General features: G+C 70.3%; 10 protein-coding genes and 1 pseudogene. 7 read left to right on the plus strand and 4 right to left on the minus strand.

Annotation, left to right across the window (positions count from 1 at the left end; all coding sequences use genetic code 11):
• Window positions 1-17: 17 nt before the first annotated feature.
• The 3 genes from purS to purL are packed head-to-tail and all read left to right on the plus strand — an operon-like array spanning window position 18 to window position 3186.
• A complete protein-coding gene (purS, locus tag AB0A63_RS22205) occupies window positions 18-257 on the plus strand; it encodes a phosphoribosylformylglycinamidine synthase subunit PurS (RefSeq protein WP_053739663.1) in 240 nt (79 codons plus the stop codon).
• A complete protein-coding gene (gene purQ, locus AB0A63_RS22210) occupies window positions 254-928 on the plus strand; it encodes a phosphoribosylformylglycinamidine synthase subunit PurQ (protein WP_360394360.1) in 675 nt (224 codons plus the stop codon). Before purS ends, purQ begins: the two co-directional genes overlap by 4 nt.
• Window positions 925-3186 carry a phosphoribosylformylglycinamidine synthase subunit PurL gene (gene purL / locus AB0A63_RS22215; RefSeq protein ID WP_360394363.1) on the plus strand — a complete coding sequence of 754 codons (2262 nt, stop codon included), beginning with the start codon at window positions 925-927 and terminating at the stop codon, window positions 3184-3186. Before purQ ends, purL begins: the two co-directional genes overlap by 4 nt.
• A gap of 70 nt (window positions 3187-3256) precedes the next feature.
• Here purL and AB0A63_RS22220 read toward each other — a convergent pair whose 3' ends face one another.
• Window positions 3257-4045, minus strand: coding sequence for a lysozyme (locus AB0A63_RS22220; RefSeq protein WP_360394365.1), 789 nt, complete (start codon window positions 4043-4045; stop codon window positions 3257-3259).
• A gap of 42 nt (window positions 4046-4087) precedes the next feature.
• On the minus strand, window positions 4088-4927 hold the full coding sequence (locus AB0A63_RS22225; protein WP_360394368.1) for an aldo/keto reductase: 840 nt from the start codon (window positions 4925-4927) through the stop codon (window positions 4088-4090).
• Between the two features lie 78 nt (window positions 4928-5005).
• On the opposite strand from AB0A63_RS22225, the gene AB0A63_RS22230 reads away from it, so the two are divergent.
• Entirely contained in the window at window positions 5006-5899 is an 894-nt protein-coding gene (locus tag AB0A63_RS22230; RefSeq protein ID WP_360394371.1) for a LysR family transcriptional regulator, read from the plus strand.
• 117 nt (window positions 5900-6016) lie between these two features.
• Here the strand turns inward: AB0A63_RS22230 and AB0A63_RS22235 are convergent.
• Window positions 6017-6499, minus strand: a pseudogene (locus tag AB0A63_RS22235) (pentapeptide repeat-containing protein); the annotation flags it as partial.
• A gap of 455 nt (window positions 6500-6954) precedes the next feature.
• Here AB0A63_RS22235 and AB0A63_RS22240 point away from each other — a divergent pair.
• Genes AB0A63_RS22240 through AB0A63_RS22250 form a run of 3 tightly spaced genes read left to right on the plus strand, consistent with a single transcriptional unit; the run spans window position 6955 to window position 11819 of the window.
• Window positions 6955-7779: an SAM-dependent methyltransferase gene (locus tag AB0A63_RS22240; RefSeq protein ID WP_360394373.1), complete on the plus strand. Its 825-nt coding sequence runs from the start codon at window positions 6955-6957 to the stop codon at window positions 7777-7779.
• Between the two features lie 60 nt (window positions 7780-7839).
• A complete protein-coding gene (locus AB0A63_RS22245; protein WP_360394376.1) occupies window positions 7840-10005 on the plus strand; it encodes an EAL domain-containing protein in 2166 nt (721 codons plus the stop codon).
• Window positions 10006-10025: 20 nt separating this feature from the next.
• The gene (locus AB0A63_RS22250; RefSeq protein ID WP_360394379.1) at window positions 10026-11819 is read left to right on the plus strand and encodes a glycoside hydrolase family 15 protein; all 1794 of its coding nucleotides are present in this window, start codon (window positions 10026-10028) and stop codon (window positions 11817-11819) included.
• On the opposite strand, the gene AB0A63_RS22255 is transcribed toward AB0A63_RS22250, so the two are convergent.
• The gene (locus AB0A63_RS22255) at window positions 11812-14454 is read right to left on the minus strand and encodes a glycoside hydrolase family 2 TIM barrel-domain containing protein (RefSeq protein WP_360394381.1); all 2643 of its coding nucleotides are present in this window, start codon (window positions 14452-14454) and stop codon (window positions 11812-11814) included. The genes AB0A63_RS22250 and AB0A63_RS22255 overlap by 8 nt on opposite strands.
• Between the last annotated feature and the right edge of the window lie 131 nt (window positions 14455-14585).

The following is a 14585-nucleotide window of genomic DNA, read 5'->3' on the forward strand; positions in this document are numbered from 1 at the left end:
CCCGGGAGCAGTCTGTCGTGGCCCGAGTCGTCGTCGACGTCATGCCGAAGCCCGAAATTCTCGACCCGCAAGGCCAGGCGGTGGCGAACGCGCTGCCGCGCCTCGGTTTTGACGGCATCACCGCTGTCCGCCAGGGCAAGCACTTCGAGCTGGAGGTCGCCGACGACGTCGACGACGCCACGCTCGCCAAGATCGCTGAGACCTTCCTCGCGAACCCCGTGATCGAGGACTGGACCGTGCGCAGGGTCGACGCATGAGGGTCGGGGTCATCACCTTCCCCGGCACCCTCGACGACGTCGACGCACAGCGAGCCGTCAGGTACGCGGACGGGGAGGCCGTGCCGCTCTGGCACGGCGACCACGACCTGAAGGGCGTTGACGCGGTCATCGTCCCCGGCGGGTTCTCCTACGGCGACTACCTGCGCTGCGGTGCCATCGCCCGGTTCGCGCCGGTCATGCAGGAGGTGGTCGAGGCCGCGAACAAGGGGATGCCCGTGCTGGGCATCTGCAACGGCTTCCAGATCCTCGCCGAGGCCCACCTGCTGCCGGGTGCGCTGGTCCGCAACCACAAGCTGCACTTCGTGTGCCGCGACCAGTGGTTGAAGGTCGAGAACAACAGCACCGCGTGGACCACCCGTTACGACGCCGGCGCCGAGGTCCTCGTGCCGCTGAAGTCGGGTGAGGGCGGCTACCAGGCCGACGACCGGACCCTCGACGAGCTCGAAGGTGAAGGCCGCGTCGTCTTCCGGTACGTCGGCGAGAACCCCAACGGCAGCCGCAACAACATCGCGGGCATCACGAACGCCAGGGGCAACGTCGTCGGCCTCATGCCGCACCCCGAGCACGCGATCGACGCGCTCACCGGCCCGACGGACGACGGACTGGGGATGTTCCTGTCCCTCCTCGACGCAGTGCAGGTGAAGGCATGACCGTGGACACCGTCAAGAACGCCGAGAGCACCCCCGACCAGGAGCAGCCCTACAAAGAGCTGGGCCTGAAGGACGACGAGTACGCGCGCATCAAGGAGATCCTCGGCCGCAGGCCGACGGACGCCGAGCTCGCCATGTACTCGGTCATGTGGAGCGAGCACTGCTCCTACAAGTCGTCCAAGGTGCACCTGAAGTACTTCGGCGAGACCACGACCGACGAGATGAAGTCGAAGATGCTCGCGGGCATCGGCGAGAACGCCGGTGTGGTCGACATCGGTGACGGCTGGGCGGTCACGTTCAAGGCCGAGAGCCACAACCACCCGTCCTACGTCGAGCCCTACCAGGGTGCGGCGACGGGGGTCGGCGGCATCGTGCGCGACATCCTCGCGATGGGTGCCCGGCCGCTCGCGGTCATGGACCCGCTGCGCTTCGGCGCGCCGGACGCGCCCGACACCAGGCGCGTGCTGCCCGGCATCGTCGCGGGCGTCGGCGGCTACGGCAACTGCCTCGGCCTGCCGAACATCGGCGGCGAGGTCGTGTTCGACGAGACCTACCAGGGCAACCCGCTGGTCAACGCGCTGTGCGTCGGCGCGATGAAGGTCGAGGACCTGCACCTGGCGCACGCGTCCGGTGCCGGCAACAAGGTCATCCTCTACGGCGCGTGCACCGGCCTCGACGGCATCGGTGGCGTGTCCGTGCTCGCGAGCGAGACGTTCGACGACACGGCCGGCAAGCGCAAGAAGCTGCCGAGCGTGCAGGTCGGCGACCCGTTCACCGAGAAGGTGCTGATCGAGTGCTCCCTGGAGCTCTTCGAGAAGGGCATCGTCGTCGGCATCCAGGACCTCGGCGGCGCGGGCCTGTCCTGCGCCACGAGCGAGCTGGCGTCCGCGGGCGACGGCGGCATGCACGTGTGGCTCGACCGCGTTCCGCTGCGGGCCACGGGCATGACGCCGGCGGAGATCCTGTCCAGCGAGTCCCAGGAACGCATGTGCGCGGTCGTCGAGCCGCACAACGTCGACGCGTTCATGGAGGTCTGCCGCAAGTGGGACGTCATCGCCACCGAGATCGGTGAGGTGACGGAAGGCGACCGCCTGGTCATCACGTACCACGACGAGGTCGTCGTGGACGTGCCGCCGCGGACCGTCGCCCACGAGGGCCCGGTCTACAACCGGCCGATCCAGCGGCCCGCCGACCAGGACGAGCTGCAGGCGAACACGCCGGACGCCCTCGCGAAGCCCGCGAAGGACGAGCTGCTGGAGCTGATCAAGTCCCAGGCGGCCAGCCCCAACCTGGCCTCCAAGCGGTGGGTCACCCAGCAGTACGACCGGTACGTGCGCGGTGGCACGGTCCTGGCGCAGCCCAGCGACGGCGGCATGATCCGCATCGGCGAGGACACGCACCGCGGTGTGGCGCTCTCGACCGACTGCAACGGCCGCTACACCAAGCTCGACCCGTACGCGGGTGCGCAGCTGGCGCTGGCCGAGGCCTACCGCAACGTCGCCGCCACCGGTGCCACGCCGGTCGCGGTCACGAACTGCCTCAACTTCGGCTCGCCGGAGGACCCCGGTGTCATGTGGCAGTTCGAGCAGGCCGTGAAGGGCCTCGCGGACGGCTGCGTGGAGCTGGGCATCCCGGTGACCGGCGGCAACGTCAGCTTCTACAACCAGACCGGTTCCACGGCGATCCTGCCGACGCCGGTCGTGGGCGTGCTCGGCGTGATCGACGACGTGCGGCGCCGCATCCCCACCGGGATCGGTGCCGAGGCCGGCGAGACGCTGCTGCTGCTCGGTGAGACGCGCGCCGAGTTCGGCGGGTCGGAGTGGGCGCACGTCGTCCACCGCCACCTCGGCGGTCTGCCGCCGAAGGTCGACCTGCAGCGCGAGAAGCTGCTCGGCGAGGTCCTCGTCGCGGGCTCCCGTGACGGCATGGTCTCCGCCGCGCACGACCTGTCCGAGGGCGGTCTGGCCCAGGCCCTGGTCGAGACGTGCCTCATCGGCGAGACGGGTGCGCGGGTCTTCCTGGAGGGCGACCTGTTCACCGAGCTCTTCAGCGAGTCGGCCGGCCGTGTGCTCGTGGCCGTTCCTCGCACCGAGGAGCAGCGCTTCACCGACATGTGCACCGCGCGCGCTCTGCCGTGGCGCAAGGTCGGCGTCGTCGACCCGGAGTCGGGCGCCCTGGAGATCCAGGACCTCGGCTCGCTGCCCCTGACCGAGCTCCGCGAGGCCTGGGAAGCCACCCTCCCAGCCCTGTTCGACTGACGCTTCAACCGCACGCGGGGAGCTTTCGTACTCTCGGAGAGTACGAAAGCTCCCCGCGTGCGTTGAGCGGTCAACGGGCGGCTAGGCGGGCCAGTTGGTCGTACTTGCCGTTGAAGAGGTTCTGGTCGCCGGGGAAGAAGCCGGCGGCCTGCCACTGCCAGATGGTGTGGAAGGTGAAGCCGGCCGGGAGCGGTCCGAGCTCGTCGGCGTAGCGCGCGATCCACAACGGGTGGTGCTCGCCGAAGTTGTACGAGCCGCCGACGCACTTGTTCCACCAGTTCGTGGACGTGTAGATCGCCGGATACCGTTTCGTGCGCGCGTAGACCGTGTCGCTGAACGAGCGCACCCACGTCGTCAGCTCCGCCTGGGACATGTCGTAACAGGTGTCGCCGTACGGGTTGTACTCCATGTCCAGCGCGGGTGGCAGGGTCTTGCTGTTCGGCGTCCAGCCCCCGCCGTTGTCGACGAAGAAGTTCGCCTGCTCGGCGCCGTCGGAGCGGTCGGGCAGCGCGAAGTGGTACGCGCCGCGGATCATGCCGACGCCGAGCGAGCCGTTGTACTGCTGGGCGTAGTCCGGGTTCTTGTAGTCGGTGCCCTCGGTCGCCTTGACGTAGGCGAACCGCGCACCCTTGGCCCACGAGTCCGCCCAGTCGACGTCACCCTGGTGGCTGCTGACGTCCATGCCGGGCACCTTGCCGTCTGCCGGTGGTGCTGCGGCCGTCCGGGTCCCCACCCCCTCGTGCCGGAGGATCTGTGAACCCGCGAAGTGGTCCGCGGAGCCCTCGGGCAAGGGCACCGCGGACGCGGGGGCCGGGGTCATCCCGGCGACGATCGCCGCAATGCTGATCAAGGTCCGCATGCACTAGATCGTGCGACCATTCGGCTCAGTCGGCCACCGGCTTCACCCGTCCAGGCGGGTCAGCTCCTCCGCGGTCAGCTCCAGGTGGGTCGCCGCTGCCGAGTCCGTGGTGCTCGCCGGCCGGGAAGCACCCGGGATGGGGATGACGACCTCGGACTTGGCCAGCATCCACGCCAGGCACGCCTGGTGCGGGCTGACCCCGTGCGCGTCGCCGACCTCCTTGAACGGCCCGCTCAGCGCGCCCGCCTTGCCGATGCCGCCGAACGGGCTCCACGGCAGGAACGCGATGCCGAGCTTGTCGCACAGCTCCAGCTCCGGCTCGCTCGACCGGAACGACGGCGAGAACTGGTTCTGCACGGCGGCCAGCCGACCGCCCAGGACCTCGTTGGCCTGCACGATCTCCTCGGGGTTGAAGTTCGACACGCCCGCGTAGCGGATCTTGCCGTTGTCCAGCAGCTCGGCGAGCGCCCCGACCGACTCGGTGATCGGCGTCTTCGGGTCCGGCCGGTGGAACTGGTAGAGGAAGATCTGGTCTACACCCAGCCGCCGCAACGACCCGTCGACCGCCTTGCGCAGGTACTCGGGCCGTCCGTCGAGCGCCCAGCCGCCACCCTCGACGCGCGTGTGACCGCCCTTCGTCGCGACGAACACCTCCTCGGAACGACCGCGCAACCCCTCGGCGATCAGCTCCTCGTTGTGCCCGAAGTCGCTGTCGTCGAGCGAGTAGGCGTCGGCGGTGTCGATGAACGTCACGCCCGCGTCGAGCGCGGCGTGGATGGTCTCGATGGCCTGTGCGCGGTCCGGCCGGCCCTGGACCGACATGGGCATGCCGCCCAGTCCGATGGCGCTGACCTCGACTTCTCCGATTCGGCGCTTCTGCATGCCCTCCACTCTGCTCCACCTGCATTAAGCTGTCCAACGCAGAGAAGTGATCTCATTGAGCACCGCAGGTGATGAATCGTGGAACTCCGGCAGCTGGAGCACTTCGTCGCGGTCGCCGAGGAATCCCATTTCACTAGGGCCGCGCGGCGCCTGCACATCGCCCAGTCGGGGCTGTCGGCGTCCATCCGCGCGCTGGAGGTCGAGCTCGGCGCGCCGCTGTTCCTGCGCACCACCCGCCAGGTCGAGCTGACCGAGGCCGGCCGCGCGCTGCTCCCGGAGGCACGGCGCGCGCTGGGCACCGTCGAGTCGGCGCGCGACGCCGTGGCCGCCGTGCAGGGGCTGCTGCGCGGCACGTTGTCCGTCGGCAGCCTGCAGTGCCTGCACGTGGTGCACCTGCCGGCCGTGCTGGCGCGGTTCCACGAGCTGCACCCCGGCGTGGAGATCCGGATGCGCCAGTCCGGCAACGCCGAGCTGGTCGAGGACGTCCGCGCCGGGCGGCTCGACCTCGCCTTCGTGACGCGCCGGCCGAGGATGCCCGACGACCTCCGGGTGTCCACTTTGGCCAGTGAACCGCTCGTGCTCGCGTGTGCGCCGGAAAGTTCGTTCGCCGGTGAAGAAAGCGTCGAGCTGACCGAGCTGAGGGGGCAGGCGTTCGTCGACTTCAACGCCGACTGGGGCACGCGCGACGAGGTCGACCGCACCCTCACCGCGGCCGGGGTCGAGCGGCACGTCGCCGTCGAGGTCAACGACGTGCACTCACTTCTGGACTTCGTCGGGTTCGGTCTCGGGGTTGCGCTCGTCCCGCAGTCCTTCGCGGTCAAGCCCACCAGGGCGCACTTCGTCGGCCTGCGCGGGGACGTGCCCGTTGCCGAGACCGCGGTCGTCACCGGCCACGCGGTCAGCGCCGCCGCGCGCGTCCTGCTGGACGTGGTCGCCGAGGCGCGGGCGGGGCGCCTGCGCGCCGCCGGATAGCGACCAGCCCTCCACCGGCGTGCGCAGAGCGGTGCCGGGCAACAACCTCAGCTCGCCCACCTGCTCCGGCGGTGGCGGGTCGACGAGCGCCAGGAACGTGCCGACGGTGGCACCGCGGAAGTCCACCCTGCCGTGGAACGTGCACTCGGTGAACGCGAGCCCGCCCTCGAACCGCGCCTCCGGTACCGAGAGCCGGCCGTGGAAGGTCGAACCGGAGAACAACGCCCGGCTGCGCACGTGCAGCTCGCGGAACTCGGTGATGCCGTAGAACTGCGCGCGCCGGCAGACGAACCGGTGCACCCGCCGCCCGTCGAGCTGGAAGTACTCCAGCGCGGCACCGGTCAGGTCGAGGTCGTAGAAGTCCTTCCTGTTCCTGTCCCCCCACGACAGCAGGTCGCGGATCAGCCGTTGCGCGGTGCGGCGGACCTGCTGCTCGCGCTGGACCTCCGGGTCGACCGTGACGAACACCGTGTCCGGGTCCGCGCGGTCGTGCTCCCACGACGGGTGCGTGAACGGGCGGCGCAGGTACGCGCACAGCACGTCGAGCACGGTCTGCGTGTAGCGCGGCGTCGAGTTCGCGAGCCACACCAGCGCGTGCATCGCGCCCACGCGCACCTGGTCGGCCTCGTTGCCGAGCAGCTCGACCGAGCGCGCGAACCGCTCGTCGGCGACCTTGTCGCTCTCCAGCAGGTGCTTGCGGTCGTTGAGCCACAACGCGTAGACCGCGATGACGGCACCACCGGCGACACCGGCGGTCTTCACGACCTCCACCGCGGGTGCCTTGAGCCACCACAGCGCCACGGCGGTGCCCGCGGTGACGAGAGCGGCCGAGATGACGGCGAAGAGCCACTTCACGTCAGTTCCTCCACGTCAGCGGCAGGTCGGGCTCGTGGGAACGCCACGAGGGAGGCGGGGAGGGTGGGGAGCAGCACGGTCTTCTGGTGGTGCTTGCGCCGATCGGCAAGCCGCAGGAACCTCACGAGGTCCGCATTCTGCCAACGGCGCGATGTGCAACGCTGGCGGATCGGCCCATGACGTGGGTGCGCGGATCCGACGTGGAGGTAGCGGTGGAGCGGCCGAACTGGGCACCGGGGGACATCGACCTGGAACGGCCGAGCGTCGCACGGGTCTACGACTACTGGTTGGGCGGCGCGCACAACTTCGCGGCCGACCGCGCGGTCGGGCAGCGGGCCCTGGAGGTCATGCCCGAGCTGCGCGACGTCATCCTCAACCACCGCGCGTTCCTGCGCCGGGTCGTGCGCCACCTGCTCGGCGCGGGCGTCCGGCAGTTCCTCGACCTGGGCTCGGGCATCCCGACCGTGGGCAACGTCCACGAGATCGCGCAGGGCACCGACCCGGCCGCGAAGGTCGTCTACGTCGACGTCGACCCGGTCGCCGTGGCCCACAGCCGGTCGCTGCTGAACGGCAACGGACGGGTGGCCGTGCTGCAGGCCGACGTGCGCGACCCGGCGGCCGTGCTGGGCTCGCCCGAGGTCGGCGGCCTGCTGGACTTCGACGAGCCGATCGCCGTGCTGATGATCGCGCTGCTGCACTTCGTGTCCGACGAGGAGGACCCGCTGGGCATCATCGGCGGGTACCGCGACCGGCTCGCACCGGGCAGCCACCTCGCCATCTCCCACGCCGGGTACGAGGCGGACGAGGAGACCGGCTCGTACCGGGCCGTGCGCAGCGTGTACGACCGCGACGTCACCCCGATGACGTACCGCAACGAGGCTGAGTTCACCCGTTTGTTCGACGGGTTCGACCTGGTGGAGCCGGGTGTGGTGCGGTTGCCGGTCTGGCGGCCCGAGTCGCCGGACGACCTGAACGGCTCGCGAACGCCCTTCCCGGCGTTCGGCGCGCTGGGCCGGAAGGCGTAAAGGTGACTGCGCACGGCAACCGCCCGTATGCTGCGCGTTCGTGGCGTTAGGGCCGAGACGATGACCGAACGGGTTGACCACCGGGTGCGCGACGACCGCTCTCCCTCGGACCCGGCCGTGTTGGCCGGTGCCGAGTCGTTCGCGCGCAGCTGGGCGACGGCCGTCATCGGGTCCAGCTACGTCCCCATGACCAGGGCCGAGGTCGCCCAGCACCTGCAGGACCTGACCGTGCTGCTGGTCGAGGCGCTCTACGCGAGCCCGTTCCGCACCGAGCCCGGCTACGAGATCGGCTCCCGGCTGGTCGACGCGCACTTCACCGGCACCGACACCCTCGGCCGCACGGTCCAGCTGCTCGGTGACGACCTGCTGGCCGAGCTGGGCGCGGCCGGGGACACGCGGTTGCGGTCCCGGCTGGCCGCGCTGCAGGGCGCCCTGTCCGCCGGGTACGCCCGCGCGCTGCGGGAACGCACGCTCGCCGAGCAGGAGGCGATCAGGGCGGCCGTGCTGGACGCCCGCGACCAAGCCGAGGCGGCGCTGCGGGCCTCGGAGGCCCGGTTCCGCGCCATGTTCACCGAGGCCGCGATCGGCATCGGCATCGCCGCCATCGACGGCCGGATACTGGACGTCAACCAGGCGTTGCAGGACATGCTCGGCTTCAGCGTCGAGGAGATGCGCCAGTACAACGTGCGCGACCTCATGCACCCCGAGGACGCGGGCAGCGTGTGGCGGCTCTACGACCAGCTCATCGCGGGCGAGTGCGACCACTACCGGGCCGAGAAGCGCTTCCACCGCGCCGACGGCGAGCAGGTGTGGACGCACCTGACGCTGTCGCTGGTCCGCGACGACCACGGCGAGCCGCAGTACCAGGTGGCGATGATCGAGGACGTCACCGACCGGCACCTGCTGCAGAACCGGCTGCGCTACCAGGCGCTGCACGACCCGCTGACCGGGCTGCCGAACCGGGCGCTGTTCCTCGAACGCCTCGGCCGGGTGTTCAACAACCGCGGCAAGCACCAGCGGGCCGGCCTCTGCTACCTGGACCTCGACGGTTTCAAGGTCATCAACGACTCGCTCGGCCACGACGTCGGCGATCAGCTGCTGGTCGAGGTCGGGCGCAGGCTCGACCACTCGGTGTCCGGCGAGGGCAAGCTGGTCGCCCGCATGGGCGGCGACGAGTTCGTGATCCTGGTCGAGGGCTCGTCCGGTGAACAGGACATCGTCGACGTGGCCGGCCGGGTGCTGACCGAGCTGGAGGCACCGATCCGCATCGCCGGCCACGAGCTGTCGGTGTCGGCCTCGATCGGCATCGTCGAACGGCAGCTGTCCGGCACCACGGCCGCCGACCTGATGCGCGACGCGGACATCACGCTGTACTGGGCGAAGGCCGACGGCAAGGCGCGCTGGGCGTTGTACGACCCGGAGCGCAACGCCCGCGAGGTCGCCCGCTTCACGTTGTCCGCCACGATGCCGCGCGCGTTGGAACGCGACGAGTTCTACGTCGAGTACCAGCCGCTGGTGCGGCTGGAGGACTCCACGGTCGTCGGTGTCGAGGCGCTGGTGCGCTGGCAGCACCCGGAGTTCGGGCGGCTCGCGCCGGACCGGTTCATCGAGCTGGCCGAGGAGACCGGGCTGATCGTCCCCTTGGGACGGTGGGTGCTGCGCAAGGCCTGCGAGGAGGCGCGGCGCTGGCTGGTCGAGTTCGGTGACGCGGCACCGTTCGTGTCGGTGAACCTCGCCGTGCGCCAGTCCCGCGACCCCGAGCTGGTGCGGGACGTGAAGCGCATCCTCGACGAGTGCGCGCTGCCGCCGCACCACCTGCAGCTGGAGCTGACCGAGTCGGCGATCATGGGCACCGCCGACGAGCCGTTGGAGGCGCTGCGGGCGTTGTGCGACATGGGTGTGCGCATCGCGATCGACGACTTCGGCACCGGCTACTCCAACCTGGCGTACCTCAAGCACCTGCCCGTGCACGAGCTGAAGATCGCCGGTTCGTTCATGGAGGGCCTGCGCGCCGAGAACGAGGAGGACCCGGTCGACGCGCAGATCGTGGCCACGCTGGTGCAGCTGGCGCACGCGCTGTCGTTGGGCGTCACCGCCGAGGGCGTCGAAACGCCTGCTCAGGCCGCACGGCTGCTGCGGCTGGGCTGCGACACCGGCCAGGGCTGGTTCTTCGCGCGGCCCGGTCCGCCCGAGGACATCGACAGCCTGCTGCGTGGTGATCTCTAGGTCGGGGAACTCCGAGTGCCATGAAGATCCTGGCGCTCGTCGTGCTCCTTCTCGTGGCGGTGACACCGGTCGTGCACGCCGCTGAGGTCGTCCCCCTCCCCGCGGACAAACAGGGGTTCGGCACGGCCAGAGGTGGCAGCCCGGTGTGGTTCACCCTCGGCCACCAGGGCCTGTCCGAGGTCTTCCACCCCGACCTGAGCACCCCGGCGACCCGTGAGACCCGGCTGCTGGTCGACGGCAGGCCCGGTCAGGCGCGGACCGAACCCGCCGACGACCGGTCGTTGACGTTCCGGCAACGCTTGCGCGGTGAGGGCTGGCACGCCGTGCTCACCTACGTCACCGATCCGCAGCGTCCGGCCGTGCTGGCGGACGTGGAGTTCTGGGCCAAGCGGCCGATGAAGCTGACGATCGACCACGTGCCGATGAAGGGCGCGAGCACCGTCGAGAGCACGCTGCCCGCCGAACCCGTGCGGCACGCTCGTGGCACGTTCGCCGTCGGGTTCGGCGACGGCGTCGCACGGGCGGCGCTGAACCGCGATTTCCGCGTGGTGGCACGGGAGTACGCACGCGGCTGGCACCAGTACCTGGACGGGTTGAAGCGGCCGAGGTCGGCGGACCGGCGGCTCTACGACATGTCCGTGATGGTGCTGGCGGCGACCGAGGACAAGACGCACCCCGGTGCGTCCATCGCGTCGCCGAGCTTCCCGTGGGCCTTCGGGTCCGATCGGGAGCTGGCACCGGAGCTCGGCCCGTACGCGCTCGTGTGGCCGCGCGACCTCTACCACGTGTCCACCGCCATGATCGCCGCCGGCGACCGCGGGTTCGCCGAGCGCTCGCTGGACTTCATGCTGCGTGAGCAGCAGGAGCCGGACGGCCACCTGCCGCAGAACACGCGGGTCGACGGCACCCCGGTGTGGCTGAAGGTCCAGCTCGACCAGACCGCGGCACCGCTGCTGCTGGCGTGGCACCTGGACCGGCGCGACAGGTCCACAGTGGACGCTCTGCGCCGTTCGGCCGACTACCTGCTGAGCTACCCGGACGCGCCGTTCAGCGAGCAGGAGCGGTGGGAGAACCAGAGCGGGTACTCGCCGGCGACGATCGCGTCCGCGGTCGCGGGCCTGGTGTGCTTCGCGGACCTCCTGCGGCGCAACGGGGAGAACGCCGACCGCTACCTCGCCGCGGCCGACGCGTGGCAGCGGCAGGTCGAGGGCTGGACCGCGACGAGCACCGGCCCGTACGCGCCCAAGCCGTACTACCTGCGCGTCACCAAGGACGGGAAGCCCGACCAGGGCACGAAGTACAACCTCGGTGACAACAACCCGACCGACATCGACCAGCGGGCCGTCGTCGACCCGAGCTTCCTCGAACTGGTGCGGCTCGGCGTGAAGCGCGCCGACGACCCGGTCATCCGCAACACGGTCGCCGTGGTCGACGCCCAGCTGAAGGAACAGGGCTACTGGCACCGGTTCACGCAGGACGGCTACGGCGAGACCGCGGACGGCCGCCCGTGGGGCATCAACTGGCCGGAGCCGACCCGCACGTACGGGCGGCTGTGGCCGTTGCTCAGCGGTGAACGCGGCGAGTACGAGCTGCTCGCGGGCGACAAGGCGAGTGCAGCCAAGCGGTTGCGGGAGGTCGCGGCGACGGCGAACAGCGGCCTGATGCTGCCCGAACAGGTGTGGGACGGCCGGGGCACGCAGTCGGCGACCCCGCTGGCCTGGACGCACGCCCAGTACGTGCGGCTGGCGTGGTCGCTCGACCGGGGCGAACCGGTCGAGCGACCTGCCGTGGTGGTTGAGCGGTACCTCAGCTGACCGACTTCTTCGCCACGTTGTGGCCGGAGACCTCCACGACGGGCCGGGCGGACCCGAGCGACGAGGACCGGTACTCGGCCTTCAGCGCCAGGGTCTCGCCCGGCCACAACGTCACGTAGTTGTCGCTCCACCGCGTCGGCAGCACCTCGGCACCGCCGGTGCCCTTGCGCAGCGACGCCCGCACGAAGAACGCCACGGTGCTGCCGGTGTTCTTCAGCGTCACGGTGGTGACCTGCCTGTCGTCACCGGCGGGTGCGGTCGACACGGTCGAGGTGACCGTGCCCGGCTTCAACGCGTTGAGGCCCTTGAGGTCCGCGTACCCGGACTGCGGCGTGTGGTACCAGGTGGAACCGCCGTAGTTCAGCGTGTCGGGCTTGGTGGAGAGCCAGTAGACGTTGCGGTCCACCACCTGGCCGGCCGCGTCCTTGAGCAGCAGGCGCACGAAGTACGTGGTGGACAGCCCGGACGGCTGCGGCAGCGCGCCGGCCTTGGTGGGACCGTTGGCCGCCGCGGTCACGGTCCGGGTCTCGTCGGCCTTCTGCGTGCCGTCGAGGTTGAACAGGGTGATCTGCAGCCGGTGGCCGGTGGCCGGGTGCAGGCTCGTGTTCATGACGGACAGCGACTTGTCGTCGTAGGAGTACTGGGCGTGCAACGGCCGCAGTCCCGCCTTGGCGCCGAAGTACGACCCCGCGGTGGCGAGGTAGTAGTCGTACAGGTGCCAGTAGAGCGTCGGCCAGGCGTTGTTGAGCATCCAGTAGATGACACCGGTCGACGGGTTGGTCGCGTCGCTGAAGTTGTCGCCGAACGCCTCGAACTGCGCGCGGTTCGTCTCGTAGTTCGCGAGCTGCGCCTTGCGGACCAGGTCCTCGGCGTTCGCCGGCTTGCCGTAGCGGTTGTCGAGCGCGGTGCCCCAGAACGTCAGCTTGTCGAACGTGGCCGACGGCGACAGGTGGTACTGCGTCGCGTTGTAGTCGGTGAGTCTGTTGATCTCGGCGGCGGACAGGAACTTCTTCAGCTCGTCCATCTCGGGGATGGTCGCGCCGGGGCCGATCTCGGAGGCGAACCCGGCCGCGCCGCCGAGCTGCTTGGTGTGCCAGTAGACCGGCGGCTCCCACCAGTACGGGCCGTCCATCTTCATGCCGGGCTTGCCCAGCTGCGGCGAGCCGATGTTCTTGGCCGACGAGATGACCGGCAGGTTCCACTCGGCCCGCTGCAATGCGTCGAGGTAGGTCTTCTCCAGGCCGGCGCCGGGTGCGGCGTCGGAGCCGATCATGAACCCGATCATGCTCGGGTGGTTGCGGATGCGCCGCGCCTCGCTCTCCGCGGACTCGCCGGCGACCCGGTCGTCCTCGGCGTCGAACGAGTCGTACCGCTCCCACTTCGAGCAGCACTCCCAGCCGGTGAGGATCATGATGCCGCGCTGGTCGGCCAGGTCGTAGAGCTCGTCGTTCTCCGGCTTGCCCTCCAGCCGGAGGGTGTTCATGCCCATGGCCTTCACGAGGTCGAGCTGGTCCTCGACGTAGCGCACGTCCGTGCGCAGGAACAGGTCCGAGGCCCAGCCACCGCCGCGCACCAGGAACGGCTTGCCGTTGACGGTGAACTGCCGTCCGGTGCCGCGGAGGCTCGACGACACCTCGCGGACGCCGAAGGTGGTCTTCGCGCTGTCGGACGCGGTGGTGCCGACGTTCGCGGTGAGCACGGCCTCGTAGAGCGGCTGCGCGCCCATCTGGAACGGCCACCACACCCGCGGGTCCCGCAGGTCCTGGGTGAACGTCACGGTCCTGGTCTGGTTGGCCGCGAGCTGCACCCGCTGCTTGAGGACCTGACCGGCGACCGCGGCGGTGACCTCGGTGGTGACCGGCTGGCCGGTGTTGTTGCGCGCGTCGACCTTCGTGGTGATCTTCGCGCTGGTCAGGGCCGGCAGCGGCAGGTCGGTGTCGACGCGCGGGTTGCGCAGCGAGACCGGGCCGCTCGGTTCGAACGTGACGTCGCGGAAGATCCCCTGGTTGCGGTCGGGCGGCAGCTGCGCCCAGTCGATGAAGTGGATCAGCAGTTCGTTCTGCGGGTCGGCCGGCGTCGCCTTGATCGCGAGCGCGTTGTCGCCCTTGCGCAGCAACGGCGTCACGTCGAACTCGTGCGTCGGGTACGCGCCGACGACCTGGTCGGTGCCGGCGACCTTGCTGCCGTTCAACCAGATCTCGCCGCGGGCGATGATGCCGCCCTTGAGCCGGAGGAACGTGTGCACGCCCGGCTGCGGGTCGGCGCTGAACACCTTGCGGTACCACCAGGCGACCTTGAAGTCGCCGGCGTCGACCTGCTTCATGTTCTCGGAGAACCGGACGTCCGGGTACCGGCCGTTGGCCACCAGGCCGGCCATGACGGTGGACCGCGCGGGCACCGTCAGCCACCCGGTGTCCGAATAGGCCGGTCCGGAGATCACGTCACCGGCCTGCGCGGCCCTGGCGCTGCTCTGCATGCGCCAGTCGGGGACGGTGGAGGCGGTACCGGGCCGTGCGGTCACGGTCAGCGCCGCTCCCGTGCCGGGCACCGGACCCGCGGCCGCCGTGGTGGGCACCAGCAGTGCCAGCCCCAGGGCCGCCACGGCCAGTGCCGGTAGTGGTCGGTTGCGCAGCATGTCGCTCCTCGACGCATCGGGGCGGCGGCGCTCCGGGTTATCGTAAAGAAGGTTTCCTTTCAGTGGGGGTCACCGGCAATGGGCCGTGCGGGTGACTCGGCTCACCGCAATCGCGACACTCCGCGTTCGGC

The organism is Lentzea sp. NPDC042327 (assembly GCF_040647275.1).
Taxonomy (GTDB): domain Bacteria; phylum Actinomycetota; class Actinomycetes; order Mycobacteriales; family Pseudonocardiaceae; genus Lentzea.